This is a genomic window from Bradyrhizobium lablabi (assembly GCF_018129385.1).
Lineage (GTDB): Bacteria > Pseudomonadota > Alphaproteobacteria > Rhizobiales > Xanthobacteraceae > Bradyrhizobium > Bradyrhizobium lablabi_C.
Genome location: NZ_JAFCLN010000003.1, coordinates 293,898 through 318,887 on the forward strand (window position 1 = coordinate 293,898; position 24,990 = coordinate 318,887).

General features: G+C 64.6%; 23 protein-coding genes and 1 riboswitch. Of the genes, 10 read left to right on the forward strand and 13 right to left on the reverse strand.

The genetic code is table 11. From position 1 onward, the window contains the following. Entirely contained in the window at window positions 1–1,200 is a 1,200-nt protein-coding gene (gene metX, locus JQ628_RS08070; RefSeq protein WP_212221671.1) for a homoserine O-acetyltransferase MetX, read from the reverse strand. Between the two features lie 82 nt (window positions 1,201–1,282). Further along, window positions 1,283–1,362, reverse strand: a riboswitch (SAM riboswitch). Between the two features lie 170 nt (window positions 1,363–1,532). On the opposite strand from metX, the gene JQ628_RS08075 reads away from it, so the two are divergent. The 3 genes from JQ628_RS08075 to JQ628_RS08085 are packed head-to-tail and all read left to right on the forward strand — an operon-like array spanning window position 1,533 to window position 4,438. Next, the gene (locus JQ628_RS08075) at window positions 1,533–2,381 is read left to right on the forward strand and encodes a chorismate mutase (protein ID WP_212221673.1); all 849 of its coding nucleotides are present in this window, start codon (window positions 1,533–1,535) and stop codon (window positions 2,379–2,381) included. A gap of 24 nt (window positions 2,382–2,405) precedes the next feature. Further along, a complete protein-coding gene (gene hisC / locus JQ628_RS08080) occupies window positions 2,406–3,503 on the forward strand; it encodes a histidinol-phosphate transaminase (protein ID WP_212221675.1) in 1,098 nt (365 codons plus the stop codon). An 11-nt stretch (window positions 3,504–3,514) separates the two neighbouring features. Further along, window positions 3,515–4,438, forward strand: a complete 924-nt coding sequence (locus JQ628_RS08085) for a prephenate/arogenate dehydrogenase family protein (protein WP_249127610.1) — start codon at window positions 3,515–3,517, stop codon at window positions 4,436–4,438. A 161-nt stretch (window positions 4,439–4,599) separates the two neighbouring features. Here JQ628_RS08085 and JQ628_RS08090 read toward each other — a convergent pair whose 3' ends face one another. Beyond that, on the reverse strand, window positions 4,600–5,781 hold the full coding sequence (locus tag JQ628_RS08090; RefSeq protein WP_212221679.1) for a DUF2125 domain-containing protein: 1,182 nt from the start codon (window positions 5,779–5,781) through the stop codon (window positions 4,600–4,602). 99 nt (window positions 5,782–5,880) lie between these two features. Here JQ628_RS08090 and JQ628_RS08095 point away from each other — a divergent pair, with 99 nt between their 5' ends. Continuing rightward, complete coding sequence (locus JQ628_RS08095; protein ID WP_212221681.1) at window positions 5,881–6,486, forward strand: gamma-glutamylcyclotransferase; 606 nt, start codon at window positions 5,881–5,883, stop codon at window positions 6,484–6,486. On the opposite strand, the gene JQ628_RS08100 is transcribed toward JQ628_RS08095, so the two are convergent. The 4 genes from JQ628_RS08100 to ftsE form a co-directional block, all read right to left on the reverse strand. Then, the gene (locus tag JQ628_RS08100) at window positions 6,483–7,256 is read right to left on the reverse strand and encodes a lysophospholipid acyltransferase family protein (protein ID WP_212221683.1); all 774 of its coding nucleotides are present in this window, start codon (window positions 7,254–7,256) and stop codon (window positions 6,483–6,485) included. The genes JQ628_RS08095 and JQ628_RS08100 overlap by 4 nt on opposite strands. A gap of 11 nt (window positions 7,257–7,267) precedes the next feature. Further along, on the reverse strand, window positions 7,268–7,987 hold the full coding sequence (locus tag JQ628_RS08105) for a YdcF family protein (protein ID WP_212221685.1): 720 nt from the start codon (window positions 7,985–7,987) through the stop codon (window positions 7,268–7,270). A gap of 91 nt (window positions 7,988–8,078) precedes the next feature. Beyond that, the gene (locus tag JQ628_RS08110) at window positions 8,079–9,047 is read right to left on the reverse strand and encodes a cell division protein FtsX (protein WP_212221687.1); all 969 of its coding nucleotides are present in this window, start codon (window positions 9,045–9,047) and stop codon (window positions 8,079–8,081) included. Next, window positions 9,040–9,699 carry a cell division ATP-binding protein FtsE gene (ftsE, locus tag JQ628_RS08115; protein ID WP_212221689.1) on the reverse strand — a complete coding sequence of 220 codons (660 nt, stop codon included), beginning with the start codon at window positions 9,697–9,699 and terminating at the stop codon, window positions 9,040–9,042. The genes JQ628_RS08110 and ftsE overlap by 8 nt, the downstream gene beginning before the upstream one ends. A gap of 145 nt (window positions 9,700–9,844) precedes the next feature. On the opposite strand from ftsE, the gene JQ628_RS08120 reads away from it, so the two are divergent. Next, window positions 9,845–10,720: an MJ0042-type zinc finger domain-containing protein gene (locus tag JQ628_RS08120; protein ID WP_212221691.1), complete on the forward strand. Its 876-nt coding sequence runs from the start codon at window positions 9,845–9,847 to the stop codon at window positions 10,718–10,720. A 31-nt stretch (window positions 10,721–10,751) separates the two neighbouring features. Then, a complete protein-coding gene (locus JQ628_RS08125; protein WP_212221693.1) occupies window positions 10,752–11,126 on the forward strand; it encodes a response regulator in 375 nt (124 codons plus the stop codon). An 84-nt stretch (window positions 11,127–11,210) separates the two neighbouring features. On the opposite strand, the gene JQ628_RS08130 is transcribed toward JQ628_RS08125, so the two are convergent. Next, window positions 11,211–13,766, reverse strand: coding sequence for a TIGR02302 family protein (locus JQ628_RS08130; RefSeq protein WP_433996116.1), 2,556 nt, complete (start codon window positions 13,764–13,766; stop codon window positions 11,211–11,213). Between the two features lie 287 nt (window positions 13,767–14,053). Between JQ628_RS08130 and JQ628_RS08135 the strand changes: the two genes are divergently transcribed. Together JQ628_RS08135 and JQ628_RS08140 are read left to right on the forward strand one after the other, a co-directional pair. Further along, window positions 14,054–14,965 (forward strand): NAD(P)-dependent oxidoreductase, encoded by a 912-nt coding sequence (locus JQ628_RS08135; RefSeq protein ID WP_212221697.1) that lies wholly within the window; start codon window positions 14,054–14,056, stop codon window positions 14,963–14,965. A gap of 13 nt (window positions 14,966–14,978) precedes the next feature. After that, window positions 14,979–15,263, forward strand: a complete 285-nt coding sequence (locus tag JQ628_RS08140; RefSeq protein WP_212221699.1) for a hypothetical protein — start codon at window positions 14,979–14,981, stop codon at window positions 15,261–15,263. Window positions 15,264–15,269: 6 nt separating this feature from the next. Here the strand turns inward: JQ628_RS08140 and lysA are convergent, their stop codons facing one another. From lysA to argH, 3 genes are all read right to left on the reverse strand, one after another. Next, window positions 15,270–16,535, reverse strand: coding sequence for a diaminopimelate decarboxylase (gene lysA, locus JQ628_RS08145; protein ID WP_212221700.1), 1,266 nt, complete (start codon window positions 16,533–16,535; stop codon window positions 15,270–15,272). A 100-nt stretch (window positions 16,536–16,635) separates the two neighbouring features. After that, entirely contained in the window at window positions 16,636–16,908 is a 273-nt protein-coding gene (gene lptM, locus JQ628_RS08150; RefSeq protein WP_212221702.1) for an LPS translocon maturation chaperone LptM, read from the reverse strand. Window positions 16,909–17,000: 92 nt separating this feature from the next. Beyond that, window positions 17,001–18,398: an argininosuccinate lyase gene (argH, locus tag JQ628_RS08155; RefSeq protein ID WP_212221704.1), complete on the reverse strand. Its 1,398-nt coding sequence runs from the start codon at window positions 18,396–18,398 to the stop codon at window positions 17,001–17,003. A gap of 97 nt (window positions 18,399–18,495) precedes the next feature. On the opposite strand from argH, the gene tlpA reads away from it, so the two are divergent. Further along, window positions 18,496–19,182 (forward strand): thiol:disulfide interchange protein TlpA, encoded by a 687-nt coding sequence (gene tlpA / locus JQ628_RS08160; RefSeq protein ID WP_212221706.1) that lies wholly within the window; start codon window positions 18,496–18,498, stop codon window positions 19,180–19,182. A 14-nt stretch (window positions 19,183–19,196) separates the two neighbouring features. On the opposite strand, the gene JQ628_RS08165 is transcribed toward tlpA, so the two are convergent. Beyond that, a complete protein-coding gene (locus tag JQ628_RS08165; protein ID WP_212221708.1) occupies window positions 19,197–19,385 on the reverse strand; it encodes a putative motility protein in 189 nt (62 codons plus the stop codon). Window positions 19,386–20,250: 865 nt separating this feature from the next. Between JQ628_RS08165 and JQ628_RS08170 the strand changes: the two genes are divergently transcribed. Next, the gene (locus tag JQ628_RS08170; RefSeq protein WP_212221709.1) at window positions 20,251–23,073 is read left to right on the forward strand and encodes a toll/interleukin-1 receptor domain-containing protein; all 2,823 of its coding nucleotides are present in this window, start codon (window positions 20,251–20,253) and stop codon (window positions 23,071–23,073) included. 29 nt (window positions 23,074–23,102) lie between these two features. Here the strand turns inward: JQ628_RS08170 and JQ628_RS08175 are convergent, their stop codons facing one another. After that, window positions 23,103–23,306 (reverse strand): hypothetical protein, encoded by a 204-nt coding sequence (locus tag JQ628_RS08175; protein WP_212222261.1) that lies wholly within the window; start codon window positions 23,304–23,306, stop codon window positions 23,103–23,105. A 196-nt stretch (window positions 23,307–23,502) separates the two neighbouring features. Further along, a complete protein-coding gene (locus tag JQ628_RS08180; RefSeq protein ID WP_212221711.1) occupies window positions 23,503–24,987 on the reverse strand; it encodes a UbiA family prenyltransferase in 1,485 nt (494 codons plus the stop codon). Window positions 24,988–24,990: the final 3 nt, after the last annotated feature.

The window sequence follows — 24,990 nt, forward strand, 5'->3', positions numbered from 1 at the left end:
TCAGCCACCTGATTTCAGCCCGCGCGCCTTGCCTGCCGATTGCAGGAAGGCGCGGGAAATGTCGAAGAATTCGGGCACGTCGAGCAGGAAGGCATCGTGGCCGCGATCGGTCTCGATCTCGGCAAACGACACCCGCGCGCTCGAGGCATTGAGCGCATGCACCAGCGCCCGCGATTCCGAGGTCGGAAACAGCCAGTCGCTGGTGAACGACACCACGCAGAAGCGTGTCTTGATGCCGGCAAACGCTTTTGCGAGCACGCCGCCATGGTCAGCGGCGATGTCGAAATAGTCCATCGCGCGCGTCAGATAGAGATAGCTGTTGGCATCGAAGCGCTCGACAAAGGACGAGCCCTGATAGCGCAGATAGCTCTCGACCTGGAAATCCGCGTCGAACGAGAAGGTCGGCAGTTCGCGATCCTGCATCCGCCGCCCGAATTTCCGGTGCAGCGCCGCGTCGGAGAGATAGGTGATATGGCCCGCCATGCGTGCCACCGCGAGCCCGCGGTGCGGGAGCATGCCCTGTTCGAAATAGCGGCCTCGGCACCAGTCCGGATCGGCCATGATCGCCTGGCGGCCAAGCTCATGAAACGCGATGTTTTGCGCCGAGTGGCGCGTCGAGCAAGCCACCGGCATCGCCGAAAATACCCGCTCGGGATAGGCCGCGGTCCATTGCAGCACCTGCATGCCGCCCATCGAGCCGCCGATCACACACAGCAAGGTCTCAATTCCCAGACGGTCGAGCAGCATCGCCTGTGCCCGCACCATGTCGGGAATTGTGATGATCGGAAAATCCAGCCCCCAGGGCTTGCCGGTCGCGGGATTGGTGGAGGCAGGGCCGGTCGAGCCCATACATCCGCCGATCACGTTGGAGCAGATCACAAAATATTTCTCGGTATCGATCGGAAGACCCGGCCCAACCATGATGTCCCACCAGCCGGGCTTGCCGGTCAGCGGATGTATGTTGGCGACGTGCTGGTCGAGCGTCAGCGCCTGACAGATCAGGATGGCATTGGAGCGGTCGGCGTTCAGTTCGCCATAGGTCTGGTAAGCAATCTGGAATGGAGCGAGGTCGACGCCACAGTCGAGCTTGAGCGGTTGATCCGCGCCAAACTTCGCAACCAGCGACGAAGGATGGTCGGCCTCATGCGCGCGATCCTCCATCTGGATCGCCGGACTTACAATCGACTTCAGCTCTGCCATCTCAGCACCGGCCTCCGCGCACGGAGGTCCTTCGAACAGACATCAGGCCAATAAAAAACCCGGCCTGAACGGGGTTCGGCCGGGATATCTGTCCCCGGCCTGTTTAGCGATTTATTTAACGTGGCTGCAAGCCGGCCGGCTCAAATGACCACGAAGTGACGGAAAGCTAGTCCTGCCGGACCTTTTCGTCAAGGCAGGCAGATGGTTAACCGGATAGCGCAGACCTCATGGCCAGAAGCCGCCCTTGCGCGGCCGCAAGCCATGGGACAGAACGGAGGCCTTCGCCATCGAACCGCGCTCGATGGCGAGAAGCTTTTCGCCGGGTTTTTCAGATGTCCAAGCCACCCCCCGCTCCGCCTACGCTGCAAGAGCTGCGCAAGGAGATCGACACGATCGACGCCGAGGTACACCGCCTGCTGATGGCGCGCGGCGACATCATCGACCGGCTGATCCAGGTCAAGCAGACGCAGGAAGTCGGCTCGGCCTTCCGCCCTGCGCGCGAAGCCAGCATGATGCGGCAGCTCGTGGAGCGCCATCGCGGCATCCTGCCTCTCGACACCATCGAGAGCATCTGGCGCGTGATCATCTCGACCTTCACCTATGTCCAGGCGCCCTTCTCGGTGCATGCGGATGTGTCGGTCGGCGAATCCGCGATGCGGGATTCGGCGCGGTTTCATTTCGGTTTTGTCGTGCCCTATGTCGCGCATTTTAGCGGCGCGGCGGCGGTCGAGGCCGTGGCCAAATCCAAGGGCGATCTGGCGCTGGTGTCAGCCCTGTCGGCCCGCACGCCGTGGTGGAGCGAGCTCGAGGCCGACGGCGCGCCAAAAATCATCGCGCGATTCCCCTTCCTCGAGCGCGCCGACCATCCGGCCGCACTGCCCGTGTTCGTGGTCTCGCGCGTCGCTGACGACGCCGTGGTGACGGAAGTGCAGATGTGGAGCGTCCGCGTCTCCGGCTGGAATGCCGATATCGCGCGCGCCGTGGCGCCGCTGGCGGAAATCGTCGCCGTGCCCGACACCGCCTTCGACGGCGCGGCGCTGCTGGTATCGGTCGCGGGCGGCGGCTTCGAGAAAATCAAGCTGGCCCTGCTCAAGGCCGGCGCCTCGGTGCGCTCATCGGCCCTCGTCGGCAGCCACGCAACGCGCTATACGGTGCCCCCGAATGGGGCGGCCAAGCCATAACGCCTCAGAATTCCGGAGCCAAAAATGAACCGCTGCGTGCCGAATCCCGGCATCCTCGATATTGCGCCCTACACGCCGGGCAAGACCCCCGTGCCCGAGCCGGGCCGCAAGGTCTTCAAGCTGTCGGCCAACGAGACCCCGTTCGGGCCGTCGCCGAAGGCGCTTGCAGCCTACAAGGACGTGGCTGATCATCTTGCGGATTATCCGGAAGGCACCTCGAAGGTGCTGCGCGAGGCGATCGGTCGCGCCTTCGGGCTCGACCCCAACCGCATCATCTGCGGCGCCGGGTCGGACGAAATCCTCAATCTCTTGGCGCACACCTATCTCAGCCAGGGCGATGAGGCGATCTCCACTGCGCACGGCTTTCTGGTGTACCCGATCGCGACCATGGCGAATGGCGCGAAGAACGTCGTCGTGCCCGAGACCGACCACACCGCCAATGTCGATGCGATCCTCAAAGCGGTGACGCCGCGCACCAAGATCATGTGGCTCGCCAACCCCAACAATCCGACCGGCACCTACCTGCCGTTCGATGAGGTCAAGCGCCTGCGCGCCGGCCTGCCGCCGAACGTGCTGCTGGTGCTGGATGCCGCCTATTCCGACTACGTCTCGCGCAACGACTATGAGCTCGGCATCGAGCTGGTGGCGACATCAGAGAATACGGTGATGACGCACACCTTCTCGAAGATCCACGGCCTTGCCGCGTTGCGCATCGGCTGGATGTTCGGACCTGCGCACATCGTCGACGCGGTCAACCGCATCCGCGGGCCCTTCAACGTCTCGACACCGGCGATGATGGCGGCGGTCGCCGCCATCGAGGATACTGCGCATGTCCAGATGTCGAAGGCGCACACCGAACAATGGCGCAACTGGCTGACGGAAGAGATTTCAAAACTCGGCCTCAAGGTGACGCCGAGCGTGGCCAATTTCGTGCTGATTCATTTCCCGCAAGCGAAGGGCAAGACCTCGGCGGAGGCCGACGCCTTCCTCACCAAGCGCGGCCTCGTGCTGCGCGCGCTGAACAATTACGGCCTGCCTCATGCGCTGCGCATGACCATCGGCACCGAGGAAGCCAACCGCCTCGTCGTCGACGGCCTGCGCGACTTCATGGCGGCCAAGTGAACGGTTCGCCCATGTTCAAACGCCTTGCACTGATCGGCTTCGGCCTGATCGGCGGCTCGATCGCGCGCGCCGCGCGCGCACAGGGACTGGTCGGCGAGATCGTCACCACCGCGCGCTCGGAGAAGACTCGCGCGCGCGTGAAGGAGCTCGGCATCGTCGACCGCGTGGTCGAGACCAACGCGGAAGCCGCTGAAGGCGCCGATCTCGTCATCCTCTGCATTCCCGTCGGCGCCTGCGGTCCGGTCGCGCAGGAGATATCGAAACATCTCGCACCGGGCGCGATCGTCTCCGATGTCGGCTCGGTGAAGGGCGCGGTGGCGCGCGAGATGGGTCCGCATATTCCTGATGGCGTCCACTTCGTGCCGGCCCATCCGGTCGCCGGCACCGAGCATTCCGGCCCCGATTCCGGCTTCGCCGAACTCTTCATCAACCGCTGGTGCATCCTGACGCCGCCGGAGGGCACCGATCCCAGTGCGACCGAAAGACTGCGCGCGTTCTGGGCCGGCATGGGCGCCAAGGTCGAGGTGATGACACCCGATCATCACGACCTCGTGCTGGCCATCACCAGCCACCTGCCGCATCTGATCGCCTACACCATCGTCGGCACCGCCGATGAGCTGGCGCAGGTGACATCGTCGGAAGTGATCAAATTCTCGGCCGGCGGCTTTCGCGACTTCACGCGTATCGCGGCTTCCGATCCCACGATGTGGCGCGACGTTTTCCTGAACAACAAGGACGCCGTGCTGGAGATGCTCGGCACCTTCAACGAGGATCTCTCCAAGCTCACCCGCGCCATCCGCCGCAACGACGGCGAGGCGCTGTTCGAGCACTTTACCCGCACCCGCGCCATCCGCCGCGGCATCGTCGAGATCGGCCAGGATTCCGCCGCGCCCGACTTCGGCCGGCAGCATGAAACGCTGAAGAAGCCGGGATAGTCAGCCGGTCTGAGTTTGGGGGTTCATCCTTCGAGACGCACGCTGGCGCGTGCTCCTCAGGATGAGATCTGAGAGTTGAGCAACAGGCAGGAGACCCTCATGGTGAGGAGCGCGGCACCGCCGCGCGTCTCGAACCATGGGGCCCCGTTGCCGCCACTAATTTAGAACAGCGGCGGCACCTGCCCGACCTTCACCGGGCCGAACAGCACGGCGCCATCGGCGAAACGCAGCGGGAAGGAGCGCGCCTTCTTGCCTTCGAGAGTGGCCTCGCTGCCGATCGAGTTCAACGTCGCGGCAACGCCGACATTGGCGTTCTGCTTGATGACCTTGCCTAGCCCCGGAACGGCCTTGTCGAGCGCGCCGAAGAGGTTGTTGAGGTCCTGCGTTTTCACGCCCGGCGCGACGCGGTCGAGCGTCGCCTGCGGCACGCCCTCTTCCAGGATCTTGTCGATCCCGAGCGCCGGCACGATCCGCTCGAGGCCGGTCACCGTCATCTGCAATTCCCCATCCAGATTGCCGTTGGCATTGAGCGAAAGCGTGCCTGCGGCAACCGAAATCATGTCGCCCTGCTGGATGCGCGACTGCACGATCTCGACCTTGCCGCCGGCCGCCGCGATCTCGCGAAACCGCTCCGGCCAGGGTTTTGGCGCAAAATCCTTCAGGCCGGTCAGCTTGGCGCGGACATCGGCGTTGAAGGGCACGGCCATCACGGGATGCACGCCCTGCACGCTGCCGTCGTTGAGCTGTAGCACGGTCTCGATCACGGGATTGTCGGTGGACGATCCCTCCGCAAGGCGGCCGTGCAGTTCGACATGTTTGGCGCGGGCCACCGGTATCTGTAGCGAAGAGCTGTTGACGCGGTCGATGCCGACATCATCGAACACGATCGAGCCGCGCTGCGGCACCGCCGGCAGGCCCACCACGCTGGCGCGTGCCTTGCTCCAGTCGACCCGCAGCGGCGACTGATCGGGCACGGCGATGCTGGCGGGCGACTTGAACTCCGCGATCACGAGCTTGGGATCGTAGATCTGCGCGACCACCAGGATCTCGCCGAGCCTGGCCGTGAACGGCAGGTTGGACGCCGTCTGCGAGACCAGCGAGACGCTGGCGTCCTCGCAGCGGATTTCGAGCCGGAACGGATAGCCGCCCACCGTCCGCTTCGCACAATCATAGTTGCGGCCGGATTTGGCCTCCTGCGCACGCCAGGCATCGGCCTGCACGCCGACCTGCGAGGCCGCAAAGAACCAGAATCCGCTCCACACCGCGGCGCCTAGCAAAAACAATACGGGTACGATGAAAAGGCGCCAAAGCGGACGCCGTCGCGGCGCGGGTAAGTCTGACATGGGCGTCCTTTGTCTCGCGATTTTGTCAAATGTAAGCGGCTGGATACCCGACTTAAAGCCGTGGAATTCAATCCGCAGGTCTGCTAGCCGTTCCCCATAATGTCGGCGATTACACTTTCAGACCACGAATTCAAGGGCGACCTCTGGGTGTTCGGCTACGGTTCGCTGATGTGGCGGCCGGGTTTCGAATACGTCGAAAAGGTACCGGCACGGCTGATCGGCGAGCACCGGGCGCTGTGCGTTTACTCCTTCGATCACCGCGGCACGCCGGAAAAACCGGGCCTGGTGCTGGGGCTCGACCGCGGCGGCGCCTGCCGCGGCATCGCCTTCCGCGTGGCCTCCGGGCTGCGCGAGCGCACGGTCAATTACCTGCGTGAACGCGAACAGACCACCCACGTCTATCGCGAAGTGATGCGTTCGGTATGGCTCGACAACGACGCCCGTCAGCGCGTCAGCGCGCTGACCTATGTCGCCGATCGCGGGCATGTGCAGTATGCCGGCCGGCTGCCGCTGAACGAGCAGCTTCGCATCGTCCGGCAAGGACACGGCCGCTCCGGCAACAATCGCGACTATGTGCTGGCCACCGTCAAGGCGATCGAGGCGGAAGGTTTTCGCGACGCGCAACTGCACCAGCTCGCGATGATGCTGCATGATGCACATCCCCTGCACATTCCCGCGGTCACGCAGGTAGAAGACAGCCCCTAGCCCTTTGCCGCAACATAACTCGGCGCACAGCCGATCAACTGCTCCTGCTCCCTCCGCCCAGCCTCGACGATGCGCGTAGTTGCTTCCTCGATCGTGTCGCGGATGCGCGCAATGAACTCATCCTTCGGCAGGCCCGGCGGCAGCGGGTCGAGAAACTCCACGACCAGCGTGCCGGGATAGCGCATGAACGTGCGCCTTGGCCAGAACAGGCCGGAGTTGAGCGCGACCGGCAGGCACGGCACGCCGCAGGCGGAATAGATCTGGGCAAAGCCGGTCTTGTAATCCGGCGGCGCACCCGGCGGGCGGCGCGTGCCTTCCGGAAAGATCACGAGTTGGCAGCCGCTACGCACGGCGGCGCGTGCCCGCCGCGTCATGTCGAGCAGTGCCTTGACGCCGGCGGTGCGATCGATGGAGATCATGCCGTATTTGGCCAGGAATTGCCCAAACACGGGGATGTACATCAACTGCCGCTTCAGGATGAAAATCGGATGTTCGAACAGCGGCGGCAGCGCGCAGGTTTCCCAGAACGACTGATGTTTCGCGACGACCACCAGAGGCCCCTTTGGAATCCTCTCGACGCCACGGAATTCGACCTTGATGTTGCAGATGACACGCATCAGGAACAGCGTCGCATTCGCCCACCATCGGGCGACCGTCATCAGCGCGCCGAGCGGCATCAGAAGGGTGGGCAGCGCCAGGATCGCGAGGATCACGAACACGGCATAGAACAGCACGTTGAAGACGAGCGAGCGCAGGAAAATCAGCAACATCAGGAGTCCGATCAGTTGGCCTGAGCCGTCGCCGGCCTGCGCGGCGGCTGGCTGCCGGCTGGCTGGTCGGAAGCTTCGGGCATGAGGTCGAGGCCGAGGTCGGCCAGCCGCACCCGCACCTCCGCGGCGACGTATTTTGCGTACTCCGATAGCAAGAGCCGCAGCGTCGCGCCACTCGTCCACCACGCCTCGTCGCGCCATCTTTCGCCGACCACCACGAACGGAATCAGCGTGACGTCGGGCATGGCGTGCGACAGTTCCACGATAGCCCGCGGCATATGGTAGTTCGATGTCACTACGATCAGCGATTTGAATCCGCGTTCCTTCGCCCAGCGCCGGGTCTCGGCGGCGTTGCCGCGGGTATCGATTGCGGAACGGTCGAGGTCGACGCAGCAGATCAGGAGCTTGTGATTGTCGGGCAGTGTGCGGGAAATATCGCTGACGTTGTTGGTGGGGTGCACGCCCGAGATCAGCAGCCGCTTGCCATACCCGGCGGCGAGCAGCTCCATCGCATCCGACACCCGCGACGAGCCGCCGGTCAGCACCACGATGCCGTCGGCATTGCGGGCGGGCTTTTCCTCGGCGCCGCGCAGTTGCGAGAGAAAACCGATGAAGCCGAAACCGGCGCTGACGAAGGCGAGCGCCAGCGTCGCGACGATGGCTGCGCGCACGGTTCCCCGCGGCCGCCGGGCCGAACCATTCGGCGGTCTATCGTCAGGCTGCTGGCTCATCCGAACTGACGTTCCTCCCCCGAAAGCCCAATTCTAAAGGGTTTTTGCGTGAAGTGGAATCTCGCATGCTCCGCAACAGCATAAGTCCGCTTCAATCGATGTCGTCCAGCGCCGCAAACAGCGCGCGGCGGGCAGCCCAACCGGTAATCCCGGCAATCACCACGGCCTGCACCGCCAGCACCAGGTAGCCGGACGGGCGCAGCGAAAACGTCCCCAATAGGGCTGCGAACTGGTCGCCGACCGGGGTGCCGGAAAACCATCCGGCGATCGATTCGGAGAAGCCGAATGCCAGCATCGCGGCGCCACCGCCGATCACGCCGCCTTCGAGGCCAAGCCGCAGGAAATGCCGCAGGAAGCGGTTGGCGATGTAGCTGTCGCCGGCGCCGACGAAATGCAGCACCTCCACGATCGGCCGGTTCGCCGCCATCGCGCCGCGGGTCGCGAACGACACCGAGATGATGGTCGCGATGATGACGAGCACGAGGATGCCGATCCCCGCAAACACGGTGGCGCCGGTCATCGAACGCATCCGCTCGATCCAGGCGCGGTGATCGTCGACGCTGGCGCTGGGCGCCACCTGCATCACGCGCGCACGCAGGTTCACGAGGTCGAGTACCGTGCCGGGCTGCACCCGCGCGACGACGACGCGTGGCACCGGCAGATCGTCCAGCGACAGCCCGCTGCCGAGCCACGGCTCCAGCAGCTTTGCCGATTCTTCCTTGCTGAACGGCCGGACCTCGACGATGCCGGGCTGCACCCGCATGGTTTCGATCACGGCCGCGGTGTCGCGCGCGATGTCACGGCCGGCGACGGGCCGTATCTGGATTGTGATTTCGCTGGCGACCTCGGACTGCCATTCCGCCGCGGAAGCGCTCACCAGCAGCACGGCGCCCGTCGTCATCGAGGCAAGGAACGTCATGATGGCGACGACGGCGACCAGCGCGCGACCCGAGATCGAGGCGCGCGGCACGATCGGCGACATGATGCGTGCCTTGGCCGGCAGTTGCGGCCGCTCGTTGCCGAGGTCCACCAGCGGAACGTGCTCGTCGGCCCTACTCATAGATGTGCAACCGTCCCTGATGCAGCACCAGCCGCCTCGCCTCGTACTGGTCCATCAGGGTAATGTCGTGGGTGGCGATCACGACCGCCGTGCCCGACTTGTTGAGCTCGATGAACAGCCGCAGCAGGCGCCGTCCGAGCGTCGGGTCAACGCTGCCGGTCGGTTCGTCCGCCAGCAGGAGCTGCGGCCTTGAGATCACTGCGCGCGCGATCGCGGCGCGCTGCTTCTCACCGCCGGACAGAATCGGCGGCAACGCATCCATGCGTTCGCCGAGGCCCACCCATCTAAGGAGATCGATCACCTCGCGCCGATAGCTCGATTCCTCGCGGCCCATCACGCGAAAGGGCAGCGCGACGTTCTCATAGGTCGTCATGTGATCGAGCAGGCGGAAATCCTGTAGCACGATGCCGATCCGCTTGCGCAGGTCCGCGACCTGCTCCTTGCCGAGCAGCGAGACATCGTGGCCGAACAGGTTGACGAGCCCGCGGGTCGGCCGCAGCGACAGGAACAACAGCCGCAGCAGCGAGGTCTTGCCCGCTCCGGAGGGCCCGGTCAGGAACTGGAACGAATGGGCGGGGATGAGGAAGGAGAGGTCGCGCAAAATCTCCGGGCCGAGCCCGTAGCGTAGACCTACATTTTCGAACCGAACCAAGCTCAGCTCCGTTCGACGGGGAATCCGACCGAAAACCAAGGTCCCGCAGCCCGCCCCGGCCGGGACGGTTGTGCGGCTTTTATGGTTTCCGGTTCGTTAACGGTCGCCTTGTAGCATCCCGCTAGTACCATTGGAGACCGGCTCCGTGCACATCGTTTGCCCCCATTGTACAACGTCTTATGCCATCAATCTGGCTACCTTGGGCGCAGCCGGCCGCACCGTGCGCTGTTCCCGCTGCAAGGAAGTCTGGCTGGCGCGGCCCGAGGACGCGATCGCGGCGTCAGCCGCGATCCCCGCCATGGCAGAGGCCGGCCAGTCCAGCGCCGAGGCGGACGCCGCCGCCCAGTGGGAAGCGATGGCCCGCGAGGAGGCCGCCGAACAGCAGGCGCCGCATGTCGACAGCCCCTCCATTTCGGCCGACTGGCCCACCGATGGCGCGGCCCGTTCCACCGTGGACGACTGGACGTCGGCAGCCCGCGACGATGGGCTTGGCCATGACGAGGAGCCACCCAAGCGCGCTTCGCGGCTCTCCAAGCTCTTCCGGCTGCCGGCGCTTCCCCGCATCCTCCCGGGCAAGCCGATGATCGGCCTGCCCACAGCCTGCGTGGCGATGGCCGCGCTGGCAGTGGCCTTGCTGTTCTGGCGCACCGACGTCGTGCGCCTGCTGCCGCAGACCGCCGCGTTCTACAAGATGATCGGGCTGGACGTGAACTTGCGCGGGCTGGCGTTCAAGGATCTGAAGATCACCAACGAGACCGTCGAGGGCAAGCCGGTGCTGGTCATCGAAGGCATGATCGTCGGCGCGAGCCGCAAGGCGGTCGAATTGCCGCGGCTGCGCTTCTCCGTACGCGACGCGCAGGGCGCCGAGATCTACGCCTGGAATGCGGTGCTGGAGCAAACAGCCCTCAAGCCCGGCGAGCGCGCCTGGTTCAAGTCGCGCCTTGCCTCGCCGCCGCCCGAAGGGCGCCATATCGATGTACGCTTCTTCAACAAGCGTGATCTGACCGGCGGCCAGGCCTGAGACCTTCCGGTCACCAACGATGTGAGACCCGATGCCGCGCGTGCTGATCGCCGATGATGAAGACTCCATGCGCCAGTTGGTCTCGCGCGCCATTGCCATGGACGGACATGTCACGGTGACCGCAGAGGACGGCGCCGAGGCGCTGGAGATATTGACGCGCGAGCACGGCGCATTCGATCTGTTGCTCACCGACATTCAGATGCCCGTGATGGACGGCATCGCGCTGGCGCTCGCCGCTGCACGCGATTTTCCCGATCTGAAGATCCTGCTGATGACCGGCTATGCCGACCAGCGCGAGCGCGCCTCCGGCCTCAACGCCATCGTGCACGACGTGGTGACGAAGCCGTTTTCGGTGGCCGACATTCGCACTGCCGTGGCGGATGCGCTGGCGGCGCGGAAGGCGTAGCGCCTACCCCGTCATTGCGAGGAGCCAACGGGTCGCGCGAACGCGCGCCCGATGACAGGCTCCCGACGAAGCAATGACGTTGAACTAGTAATCCTTCAGCAGCCGCTCGATGTAATCGAGCTCGATCTGCGGACGCGAGGGATCGGCGAGCCGGCGGCGCAGCTCTTCGAGAATGCGGCGGACGCGCTGCACGTCGATCTCGCCGGGAATCTTGACCGTGTAGTCGTCGCCGAACTCACGGCCCTGCAACGGACGACCGAGGGGATCCGTGCCTCGCTGCGCACCCTGCTGGCGGCCGGCGCGGTTGCCGGGTCCGTCGTTCTGGCCTTCGCCATCGCCCTGCTGCATCGCTTCCGCAAGGCTCTGGGCGCCCTTGCGGAGCGCCTCCAGTGCGCGGCCCTGCGAATCCACAGCGCCATCGGCGTTGCCCTCGCCGAGCCGGCCGGTGGCATCGCCCATCGCGCTGTCGGCCTCGCCAAGGCCGTCCTCGCCGTCGCCCTGATCGCCGCCCTGGCCCTGCTGTCCCTGCTCGCCGCGCTGGCCCTTTTGGCCGCGCTGACCCGGACCCATGCCGCGCTTGGCCAGCTCCTCCTGGAGCTGCTTCAGGCGATCGCGCAGGCCCTGCTGATCCTGCTGCAGGTCGCCCATGCTCTGGTCGCCCTGCTTGCCGCGCATGCGATCGCGCCGCGAATCCTGGCCCTGCTTGAAGGTCTTGTCGCGGAGCTGCTGCTGCTTGCGGATCATGTCGCCGAGCTCGTTGAGCGCCTGCTCCATCTCGTTGTCGCCGCCCTGCCCGGGCTGCGCCATCTGAAGGTTTTCCAGCATCTGCTGGAGCTGCTCGAGCAATTGCCGGGCGGCATCCTTGTCGCCGGAGCGTGACAGGCGCTCCATGCGATCGAGCATGTTCTTCAGGTCGTTCTGGCTGAGCGTGCGCGTATTAGGATCGAGCGGACGCGCCAATTGCTGCGGATTGTTCTTGAACTGCTCGACGAGCTGACGGAGGAAGTTGTCGAGCGCGGCACGCAGATTGTCGGTGAGCTTCTTGATCTCCTCGTCGCTGGCGCCGCGTTCCAGCGCCTGCTTCAGCGCGTCCTGCGCCGCGCGCAATGCCTTGTCGACATCGCTGATGTTGCCGTCCTCGATGGTGACGGCAAGCGCCCAGAGGCTGGCGACGACATCGCGCAAGGCCGCGTCGGTGCGGGCGGCGTCGAGCTGCCGCGCCACGCTGTGGAGGCCGAGATATTGCCCGGCTTCCGGCATGAACATTTCCGGCGCGATCATCAGCGCATCGAGCGCGGCATAGACCTGGCCATTCTGGTTGGCGTCGAGCGCGAGGATACGACGCTGCTCGATCAGTGCTCGCGCCAGCGGCTTGACGAACAGCCGCTCCGGCAGGCGCATGTTGAACGGCTCGCTCGTGGCGGTGTTGCCGGCTTCGTCCTTGGCCGTCAGCGTCAGCGTGACTTCGGCGCCGGCATAGGGGTCCTCGCTGAGGTCCTTCACGGTCTGACCGACACCGTTGCGGGTCCGCGCATTCGGCAGCACCAGCGGAAACTGCGGCGGCTCAAACAGCGGGCGCGGCTCGGCGGCGCCTTTCGGCACATCTCGCGCGGCAAACTGCGCGCGGGCTTCGGTGACGCCGTAATCGTCCTCAAGCTTGTAGGACATCTGAAGCGAGCCGCGCGCCTGCCGCTCCGGGTCCTTGGCGAGCGAAATCGTCGGCGCGCGGTCCGGCGTTGCGGCGAACTTCCATTGCGGCTGGCCGGAGGGGGCGCGCACATGCACCGTGCCGTCGCCCTTGACCGTGAAGTGCCGCTCATTGGTACCCTTGGGGGCCTGCTCATTCGGCGCCGTTTCGCTCACGCCGCCGCCGGCCACCACGTCGAGCGTGCCGCCGCTGGAGCGCACGATCACGGTTGAGCCGGCCGGCACGGCCAATGGTCCGTCCTGCGCGGCATTTTCCTTGTTGGCGGACGACAGGATGATCGGCGGCTTGCCGGTATAGACCGGCGGCGTCACCCAGGCGTCGACCCGGATGTTGGTCGGGGCCAGCACGCCATTCCAGTCGAAGGCGGATGAGATGCGCAATGTTCGCTCATCGCCGGCGGCAACATAGGAGGCCACCAGCATGACCATGACCAGCGCGCGCAGCGCCCAGGGATCGTGGATCGCCAGCCGCGGCGACGGCAGGCCGGCGCGGATGCGCTTGAGCGAGGCCAGCGTGCGTTCACGCTGGACCTGCCACAGCGCCCGGGCAACCGGGTCCTGCGTGGTCAGCGTATCGGTGAGCGCGGTCGCCGGGCGGTGGCGGATGCCGGTGCCGCGGTCGAGGCGGCCGAGCGCCTCCTCGCGGGTCGGCCAGCGGAAACGAATCAGGGGAACCAGCGCGCCGAGCAGCAGAAGCGCGAACAGGCCGAGGCCGATCGCACGTGCGACCGATGGCAGCACCAGCCACAATCCGGCCCACGACGCCACCAGGAACAGGCCGACGACCGTCATCAGCCGGGCCAGATTCGGCCAAGCCCGCTCCCACGCGATGGCATATTTCGCCCGCTGTAGGGCCTGCGTCAGCTTGAGGCGCGCAACATCGTCAGGCTCGCGCGCGGGCTTTGACGGGTCGGTGTTGACAGCGTTCAACAAAATCTCCGGGTTGCCGGCATGTGAGCCTATCACAACGGCGGCAATGGGGCACCCGTTCCTGCACGGTATCCCACCCCTAATGGCGCATAACACGAAGGCGTGACTACCTCCGGGCAACCCCGTAGTTTCCCGCCCCGAACCGTCGGCACGGCCCGCGCCGTCATTGCGAGTGAAGCGAAGCAATCCATCTTCCTTTGCCGCAGCAACACAGAATGGATGCTTCCGCCTTCGCTCTGCGAGTTCCGGCGGACAAGTCGTCGCCGGAGCGACGAAACGGAGGAACGCTCATGGAAATCGGATTCATTGGCCTTGGGAAGATGGGCTTCCCGATGGCGCGCCGGCTGATCGAGGCCGGGCACAAGCTCACCGTGTTCGACACGCAGAAGGCGGCGATGGACAGGCTGGTCGCGCTCGGCGCCAAGGCCGGTACCTCGGTCAAGGAGATCGCCGATGAGGTCGAGACTGTCATGGCAAGCCTGCCCTCGCTCCAGGCCTCGCTCGATGTCGCCACCGGCAAGGGCGGCGTGATCGAGGGCAAGCGCGTCAAGCGCTTCATCGACCTCTCCACCATCGGCTCGCAGATGGCGGTCAGAATTCATGACCTCTTGAAGGCCCGCAACATCGTTCAGCTCGACAGCCCTGTCAGCGGCGGCGTCGGTGGCGCCGAGAAGGGAACGCTGGCGGTGATGGTCTCCGGCCCGCGGGCGGACTTCGAGGCAGTGAAGGACGCGCTCGGCGTGATCGGCAAGGTGTTCTTCATCGGCGAGAAGCCCGGCTCCGGGCAGACCATGAAGCTCGCCAACAACTTCCTGTCGGCAACCGCGATGGTGGCGACGTCGGAAGCTGTCGTGATGGGCGTGAAGTCCGGGCTCGATCCGGCCGTGATGGTCGACGTCATCAATGCGGGCTCGGGCATGAACACGGCGAGCCGCGACAAGTTTCCGAAGTCGGTGCTGCCGCGCAGCTTCGATTTCGGTTTTGCGACGGGGCTGATGGTGAAGGACGTGCGGCTGGCGCTGGAGGAGATGAAGCAGCTCGGGCTGTCGATGGAAGTTGCCGAGGCGGTCGGGCGGCTGTGGGAAGTCGTGATCCGCGATCAAGGCGCGGAGTCGGATTTCACGGCGGCGATCAAGCCGATCGAGAAGGCGGCTGGTGTCGTCGTTGGTGGCAGCGGCAAAGGCAGTCACGCGGCGAAGTAGGACGTACTACACGATGGCAACAAGACTTGGTGACATAGTAACGAGCCTCTCCAAATTCGACCGAAGCGATACGATTTACGCCGCGGAACCGTGGACGGAGGATTCCAGCGCGCTTGTTGCATATGAACCTGAATCGGGTGGGCTGCCGCGTGAGGCTGCCGAGGCTGGTATGAAGTACTTCCTTGAGGTGGACATCGCGAGCGAAGTTCTCGAAGACTGGATCGCCTCGTTGCAGGATGAACCTAGCGCGTCGGCAACCTGTGAAAGGCTTATTGAGTATGCCATCAACGATGCCTAGCCGCGCCTAGAGCCACGGCGCCGTGCGGTCCATCGCGATCAGTGCATCGACGTCGATGCGCGGGCGGACCACCGCGTATTGGTCGTCTTTGACCAGCACTTCCGGCACTAGGGGACGCGTGTTGTAAGTGCCGGATTGCACGGCGCCGTAGGCGCCGGCGGTGAGGATGGCGATCAGGTCACCGCTCGCCAGCTCCGGCAGCTTGCGGTCGAGGGCGAGGTAGTCGCCGGTTTCGCAGACCGGGCCGACGACGTCGGCGGTGATGGTGGCGGCGCCCGGCTCGGCCTGCCGCACCGGCAGGATGTCGTGATGCGCCTCGTACAGCGTCGGCCGGATCAGATCGTTCATGGCGGCGTCGATGATGACAAAGTTCTTGGCATCGCCGTGCTTCACATAGATTACGCGCGCGACGAGGATGCCGGCATTGCCGACGATCATCCGGCCCGGTTCGAACATCAGCGTGCAGCCGAGATTATGCGTGACGCGCTTGACCATCGCGGCATAGGCCGATGGCAGCGGCGGCGCTTCGCGGTCCATGTGATAGGGGATGCCGAGCCCGCCGCCGAAATCGATATGCGAGATATTGTGGCCGTCGGCGCGCAGCGTGTTGACGAAATCCGACAGGATGCGGAACGCGGTCTCCATCTTGCCGAGATCGGTGATCTGGCTGCCGATATGCATGTCGGTGCCGGTGACCAGAATGCCCGGCAGCTTTGCGGCGCGGGCATAGACGGCGCGCGCCCGCGCGATCGGCACGCCGAACTTGTTCTCGGACTTGCCGGTGGCGATTTTGGCGTGCGTGCCGGCGTCGACGTCGGGATTGACTCGCACGGAAATCCGCGCGGTCTTGCCGGCTTCGACCGCCAGCCGTGACAGCAGCTCGAGCTCCGGCTCGGACTCGACGTTGATGCAGAGTATGTCGGCGGCGAGCGCGGCGCGCAGCTCGGCCTCGGTCTTGCCGACGCCGGAGAACAGTATCTTGCCGGGCGGGATGCCGGCCGCCAGCGCGCGCTTCAATTCGCCGCCCGAGACCACATCGGCGCCGGCGCCGAGCTTTGCCAGCGTGCGCAGCACCGACTGGTTGGAGTTCGCCTTCATGGCGTAGCAGACCAGCACCTTCTCGCCGGCGAAGGCTTCGGTGAAGACGCGGTAGTGCCGCTCCAGCGTTGCGGTCGAATAGCAATAGAACGGCGTGCCGACGGCGTCCGCGATGTCGGACAGGTCGACGCCCTCGGCGTGAAGCACGCCGTTGCGATAATCGAAATGATTCATGGCAACGATTCGGAGCGCGATGACTTCGTCATCTCACTCCTTCTTTTTGTTTGAGCATGATCTTTTCGGAAAACCGGTGCCCACTTTTCCGGATCATGCTCTAGTTACCGAGCAGCGGGTCGAGGATAAAGGATTTCTTGCGGCCTTTGGGCGCGGTCGGTCCCTGCTCGGAGCCATAGGTGCCGTTATAAACGCTGGGCGTGGCGGCGCGTTCGGCGTCCGAATCAGGCTCCGCCACGGCGCTCGACGAATTCATGGCGTTCGGCGGCAGGTCGAGGCCGGCCTTGCGGCCGCAGCCGCCCAGCGCGAGCGCTGATACGCTCAGGACAAGGATGGCCCACCCCGACGGGGTCAGGCGACAGTTGCGATTCACGACGAAATCCCCAATGCGGGCCGCACCATACAAAGATTGGTCCGGTCTGGCGAGACCCGGATAACCATGGAATTGCAGCGAAATTTATGACCTCAGCCCAATTTTCGCTCTTTTTCGAGCCGCCTCGCCCACGCTTTCGCCTGGGCCAGCACGTTCTTCGGCGCGGTGCCGCCAAAACTGGTGCGGCTTTTCACAGAAGATTCCACCGACAGCACTTTTAGCGCATCGGCCGTGATCTTCGGCTCGACCTCCTGCATCGCCTTCAGCGGCAATTCATGCAGCGCCACGCCCTGTTTCGAGGCGAGACCCACGATGCGGCCGGTGACGTGATGCGCGTCGCGGAACGGCATTTTCAGCGTCCGCACCAGCCAGTCGGCCAGATCGGTCGCGGTAGCGTAGCCCTCGCCGGCCGCAGCCTTCATCTTCGATTCGTCCGGGACGAGGTCAATCACCATGCCGGTCATCGCCCGGATCGCGAGCGACAGCGCGGCAAACGCCTCCATCGCGCCCTGCTTGTCCTCCTGCATGTCCTTTTGATAGGCGAGCGGCAGGCCCTTCATCACGATCAGCAGCGCCGTCAGCGCGCCGATCACCCGGCCGGTCTTGGCGCGCACCAGTTCCGCCGCGTCCGGGTTGCGCTTCTGCGGCATGATCGAGGAGCCGGTGGTGTATTTGTCGGACAGCCGCACCAGCCCGACCAGCGGCGAGGTCCAGATCACGATCTCCTCCGCAAAGCGCGACAGGTGAACGGCGCAGATCGCGGCGGCCGACAGCGTCTCCAGCACGAAGTCGCGGTCGGAGACCGCATCGAGCGAGTTGGCCATCGGCCGGTCGAAGCCAAGCGCCTTGGCGGTCGCAGTTCGATCGATCGGGAACGAGGTACCGGCGAGCGCCGCCGCGCCAAGCGGTGATTCGTTGAGCCGCTTGCGCGCATCGGCGAACCGGCCGCGGTCGCGCGCGGCCATCTCGACATAGGCGAGCAGATGATGACCGAACGTCACGGGCTGCGCGGTTTGCAGATGGGTAAAGCCGGGCATGACGGTTCCGGCATGCTCCGTCGCCCGCTCGACCAGTGCATGCTGGAATGCGGCGAGCGCTGCATCGGTCTCGTCGATGACGTCGCGGACATAGAGGCGGAAGTCGGTCGCGACCTGGTCGTTGCGCGAACGCGCGGTGTGCAGCCGTCCGGCGGCCGGGCCGATCAGTTCCGACAGCCGGCTCTCGACATTCATATGGATGTCTTCGAGCGCGCGCTTGAAGTCGAACGCGCCCTTGCCGATCTCCGACAGGATCGAATCGAGGCCCTTGGCAATGTTCTTCGCATCGCCAGCGGTGATGATGCCGTTGTCGGCGAGCATGGCGGCATGGGCCTTGGATGCAGCGATGTCCTGGGCATACATGTGACGGTCGACGTCGATGGAGACGTTGATTTCCTCCATGATGGCGTCGGGGCGTTCGGAAAACCGCCCGCCCCACATTTTGTTGCTCATGACCTCGTGCCTTATCGCTTGCCTTTTATTGCCGGAGGCGCGAAACGCCGTGCGTCCCAGCGCGTAATATCCCCTGCATAGCCGTATCCGATACAGAATGACAAACGATATGCCCGAGCCTTCCCTGGCCTCCTCGGCCGCCATGCGCCGGATTCCGATCGTGATCGGTGCCGTGCTGGTTGCGGCCCTGATCGGGTATGTCGGGGTTTACGGGATCGGCGGCACCAGGCACGTCGCGGGCGATTCGGCGTGTTCCGCGGCGGTGGACCTGGCGAAAAAGATCGCGCCGCTGGCCCATGGCGAGGTGGCCGCGCTGACCATGGCGACGGCACCGCTGCGGCTGCCGGACCTCGCCTTCCAGGATGCCGACGGCAAGACCAGAAAGCTCTCCGACTGGCGCGGCAAGACCGTGCTGCTGAACCTGTGGGCCACCTGGTGCGTACCTTGCCGGAAGGAAATGCCGGCGCTGGATCAATTGCAGGCCAGGCTCGGCGGACGGGATTTTGAGGTCGTCGCCGTCAATATCGACACCCGCGATCCCGAAAAGCCCAAAAATTTCATGAAAGAGACCAAGCTGACCAATCTGGCCTATTTCGCCGACCAGAAAGCCAAGGTTTTTCAGGATCTTAAAGCCATAGGCCGGGCGCTGGGCATGCCGACCTCGGTGCTGATCGATGCGCAGGGCTGCGAGATCGCCACCATCGCCGGGCCGGCCGAATGGGCCAGCGAGGACGCGACGAAGCTCATCAAGGCTGCGATACAGCCGAAGATGGCTGGGTCCTAGGCGGAGATTGGGTCTTAGGCGGAAATATCGAGATTGCCGCCGACGCCGGCACCGAGATTGGCCTGCGAGGGTTGGCCGAGCAGGGTCTGGACCGCGAACTTTTCCGCGTCCGCGTTCTTCTTGATGAGCGAGGTTGAGATCTGCTGCTGGAGGGCGCCGGCCTGCTGCATCATCATGCTCGAAACCATGGCCATCATGTCCATACGCGATACTCCCGATCTGCGGGCAACCTAGCGGCAGGTAGTTAATGAATGGTGGCGGAGGTTGCGGTGGCGATGAGCGTCGGACCGCCGCATTCCCACAGACCGTCATCCTCCGCGCATGCGGGGGATCCAGTACTCCGCGGCTTATCGGTTCAATCACTGGCGACTCTGGAATACTGGGTCCCCCGGTCAAGCCGGGGGACGACGACTGAATACGTATCGGCGTTCTCGCGGTGCAATTTGCATCCGAGCTTTGCAAATCTATTCGCGCCTCCAACGATAGAGGGCGCAGGGAATGCCGGGTGCGCGCTGCACCCGCGGTCTCGTGTGCGCTGCTTGCGCAACAAGAAATTGCACACGAGCATACAGGTGAGCGGAGGCAGTCCGACATCCCCTGCGCAATGGCTTTACAGCTTATATCGCGCTTTCCCTGGTGAGCGGGCTTGTTGTCACCATCGCCGGCAGCAAAATGCCACCGACTTAGCGCCAGCGTCGCGGCGCCAGGACCACACGACTTCGCCGTACGCGATCAGCGCTTCGTCAAGCACGCCGCCCGCGTCCACCGCATCCCATCCCAACGTTTGGTGGCGACGGCCAACGCCCCTCCTCGGGGATGAGGTGCCGCCGTTATAATTCTGATTTGCCGAAATTGACAAGCGGAATATTTTTACGCGAGGGGCTTGACAACACTTCCGATAACCAGAAATCGATTTGCCCCGTCGACCTGGCGAACTCGGTCAGCTATTTTCTCTGAGCGCAGCACGTCCGGCGCCGCTTCTCTTGCGAGCGTTCTTTGCATATGGCAACCTCCGCGGCAGCAGTCTTCCGGAGTTCGAAAGGACTGTCCGGCCGCGGGTGAGGCGCAATGCTGTATCATGGCTTTATTTCCTATAGCCATGCCGCCGATGGAAAGCTGGCTCCAGCGCTACAGCGCGCACTGCATACCCTCGCGAAGCCCTGGTACCTGCCGCGTGCCCTCAGGATATTTCGCGACAAAACCAGCCTGTCAGCCAATCCGGCCCTATGGCCTGCCATCGAGCAGGCGCTCGGCGAGTCCGCGTGGTTCCTGTTCATGGCCTCGCCGCAAGCGGTGCAGTCCGCGTGGGTGCGGAAGGAGATCGAATGGTGGATCGCGAACCGGGGCGCCAAGACGATCCTGATCGTACTCACCGACGGCGAATTGATCTGGGACGCGCAGGCGCGGGACTTCGACTGGCAGCGCACCACCGCGATCCCCGACAGCCTCCGCGGCTGCTTCGAGGATGAACCGCTCTATGTCGACCTGCGCTGGGCCAAGTCGGAAGAGAATCTTTCGCTTCGCCATTTGCAGTTCCGCGGCGCGGTGCTCACCCTCGCAGCGCCCCTGCACGGCAAGGCGATGGACGAACTGGACGGCGAAGACGTCCAACAACTCAGAAGAAACAAGACGTGGGCGTGGTCGGCGGTCGGCGCGTTGTCCGTGCTGCTTGCCGTATCGGTGCTTGCGACGATCAATGCTGTCGCGCAACGCGACGAAGCCGTTCGCCAGCGCGACCTGGCACAAGGCCGCCAGCTTCGGGCGGAAGCGCAACGCGTCGGTGAGACCGACGACCAATGGGCGCTCGGCATGCTGCTGGCCATCGAAGCCTTCCGGAGGGCGCCGGACGCCGACAGCTACGAGCAGCTCTGGAAACTCAGTGAAATGGGAGCAAAGCCGGTCGGGCGATTCTTCGTCAAGGATGTCTCCGGCCCGCCGCTGGCGTTCAGCCCCGATGGCGAGCTGGTCGCCACGGGCGATCGCGAAGAGATCGTCGTTTTCCGCGCAAGAGGCGCAGTCGAGGTCAAGCGCATACCTTTTCCAAAACTGCTCCGCTTCGTGGCCTTCAGCCGAACCGGAGATCAGATCGTCGCGGCGGACGACACCTCGGTGCGCGTCTTCGATTTTGCCAGCCGGAAAGAGCTTGCCCGTCGCGACGAGGGGATGCCGGAGCCCCGCTTCGGCTTCAGCGACGACGGCCAAATTCTTGCGGTGGCGTCGGGCACGCATGCGAAGGTCATGGAGGTATTCACCGGACGCGTGCTCGGAGCCTTCGATCTCCCGGCGCCGGTCAGGAAGGTCGTCGTCAGCCCCGGCGGCAAGAGGCTCGCGTTGATATCGGAGAACAGCGCGTGGCTGCTCGATACGGCTGGCGGCCAGACCGCGGCGCTGCCCGAACGCCCGGCGCCCATCCGACCGGTGGCGTTCAGCGGCGACGATACTCTGGTAGCCACTACAGAAAAGAACGATGTGTTCTTGCTGGACGCAGCAACCGGCGAGGACCCCTACAAGCCCCCATCGGGCCCGACAGCCGCCTGGTTCAGCCCGTTCCGCAAGTTTTTGCTGACGCAAAGCCTGACCGGGGATTCCACGCTGGTGGTCCACGACGTTGCGAGGCGCGTGCATCTGGATCGGATTCCCTTGCGAGATTCCGTTCGTGTCGTCGACTGGAGCGAGGGCGGTCAGCTCGTCGCCGTGGGGACAGGCGAGCGCGACGGCAGCACCAGTGTCTTTCGTGTTGGTACCTGGCGCCGCCTGGCCCGGCTGAAGCATCAGGGGTCGGTAGCGGTGGAAGCCGTCGCAATCAGCCCCAACGGCGATCTCGTCGCATCGAGGGCGAACCGAACCATCACCGTGTTCGAGACCGGCCAAGGCGCTGCCCTCGCGCGCTTTCGCAATATCGGGAAATCGCCGCTGGTAGCTGTTGGCGGCAAGACGATCGCCGGCCTCGTGGACAAGAGTACCGTTCTTGCCTTTGCAGCCGGCTCGGATCGCCAACTGGCCCGCCTCGACAATTGCAGCAGTTTTGCCTTGTCCTTGAGCGCGGATGGCGGGCGACTTGCCGCCGGTTGCGAGGATGGCGAGGCCCGCATCATCGACGTCAGGAATAACAAGGTCATCGGCAAGGTGCCCCACAGGGCTAACACCAATGATCTGGCAATCAGTCCTGACGGAACGAAGGTGTTTGCCATCGGTCCGCGGCGTGCGACCATATTCGACACGGACGGCCGTGAGATACGGGTTCTCGGCGGCGACGCTATCGCCGCGCTCGCTTTTGATCGTGCGTCAAAGCAAGTGGCGGTCTCCGGAATGGGAACTCGGGTGTTCGAGGTATCGGGTAGCCAGCCTTCCAAAAAGTTCGACGAGAAACAGTTGATCGAAAGCGTCGCCTTCAGCCCGGACGGCAAACGCCTGGCGCTTGGCGCTCGCAACCGCTTCGTCAATGTGCACGACATTGACGCCAACCGGCCGGTGGCTGCCCTGGACCATATGCAGGAGGAAACGCAGGTGTTGCGGGTAAGCGCGATCGCCTTCAGCGGCGATGGCCGGTTGCTGGCATCGGTCGCACTCGATCCCACAGTGACTTTGGAAGGCGGCGCGACCCTGCGGGTCTTCAGTATTGATGACGAAAGGCAATTGATCCGCGTTCCACTCCCGGAGGTGCCCCTTCATATCGGCTTCAGTGCCGACCATGCTTTTCTCGAGGCGGTCGTCGGTGAAGAAGACATTCGGCTCGTGCGATTCCCGATCCATTCGCAGGATCTGATCGAGCAGGCCTGCGCGCGCCTGGGCCGCAACCTGAGCGAAGACGAATGGAACCGTTATTTGCACGATGCGCCGCCGCGCAAGACGTGCGCCGAATTAAATGCAGCAGCCGCGAGGATCAAATAGAACCGGCGGAGGCAGCGCCAGCCTCTTCGTCAGTCGCCCGGCGCGATGCCGGCGCGTTCTCTCAACTGGTCGAACTCCGCGGAATTGTAGGTGGCGCCGTCGGGCGCGACGATCTCCACGTTCCAGCAACCGTCCGATATCAACTCGTCCGCCTTCTTGATCGCGCCTGGCACGGTCTCCCGATGCAGCGTCACGCTTCCTGCCGTGTCGTGCGCAGTAACGTAGAATATCATGCGAGGTGGCCCTCCGCTCGAACACTGCCAGTCTGACGCCGGCCAAGGCGGCGTCAAGGGTCTTCGTCGGTCTTTGAGCGGGATGACTTTTTCTTCAAATCGTCATCCCACTCTATCTTTTTGTTTTAGCATGATCTTTTTCGGAAAACCGGTACCCACTTTTCCGGATCATGCTCCTAGCCGCCAACAGGCGGCGTCAGCCGAACATGCCCGACCAGGCGAGGCCGAAGCACACCATCAAAGCGCCGCCGAGCGCCAGGCTTGGGCGATCGGTGACCGCGAAGGCCACGGGATCGTCGTGCAGCTCGCTGCGTCCGCACTTCAGCCAGATCCGGCAGACGAACAGAAACAGAATGGCCGGAAAACCCCAGAGCCAGGCGGTGTTTCCGTAAAAACTCTGCCGAAACGCGTCGTTGATGATGTAGAGCACCATGATCAGCACGGCGGCGACGCCCGTTGCCATGCCGATACCCATGATCAACGGCAGGTCCATGGACTTGTAACCGCGGCCGCGGACTTCGGTGCCGCCGCGCTCGATCACGCGGGCGACCTCGGTGTGACGCTTTGCGAAGCTGAGCGAGGCGAACAGGAACATCGCAAACACCAGCAGCCAGGGCGACGGCGGTGCGCCCGACGCCACGATGCCGGCGCCCAGGCGCAGCGTGAACAGCCCGGCCAGAACGAAGCCATCGAGGATCGGAATTCGCTTGAAGGAGAACGAATACAGCAGCGTCACGGCGAGATAGAGCAGGACGACGCCGACCGTTGCAGGTCCGGCAAGCGCCGCCATGGCGAGGCCAGCGAAGATTCCGACCGGAACGGCAGCGATGCCCGTTGCGAGCGGCAGGCGTCCGCTCGCCAGCGGCCGGTTGCGCTTCGACCAGTGGCTGCGGTCGTCGGTGAGATCCCAGATATCGTTGACGAGATAGGTCGACGAGGCCACCAGACCCAGCGCAATGAATGCGCAGGCCGTCGCATAGACCGCATCAACGTGAGAGATCAGTCCGCCGAGAATAAGAGGCACGAACACCAAGGCGTTCTTCGCCCATTGGTGCGGGCGCATGCTGCGCAGCAGCGCACGGGTTCGGGACGGCCGCGGGAAGATCTTTGCAACGTTCGCAACCGTTGCGGCAGCACGCACCACCGACGCCGGCGCTTCGACAACGATCGCATTGCTGGCCTTACGCCACACCGGAATGTCGGCCCGCGCGTCGCCGGCGTAATCGAAACCTTCGGGGAAACGCTCGGCAAGCACCAGCGCCTTCGCTTCGCCTTTCAGGTTGCGTACGCCGTCGCTGCCGATGACGCCGCGAATAAAGGGAATGCGCTTAACGACCTTTTCTGCGATGCGGGCGTCGGCGGCGGTAGCGACATAGACCGGGCGCCCGCTGGCAGCGACATCGGCCGCGTAGGCGAGCAGCTCCTCGTTAAAGGGCAGGACATCCGGCTCGACGTTCGCTTCTTCGGCCAGCCGGCGCTTGAGATAGGCGCGGCCACGCAGCATCCAGATGCCGACCTCGAACAGCCGCCACGGCTTGCTCTTGAGCAGCGCCAGCGCGCTCTCGAGCAGCATGTCCGCACGCACGAGCGTGCCGTCGAGATCGAGGATCAGCGGCCGCGGCCGTGGGGCCTCGTGCGAGTCGGAGATTTCGGGAGCGATCGGCAGCGGCAAGGTGGTCATGCA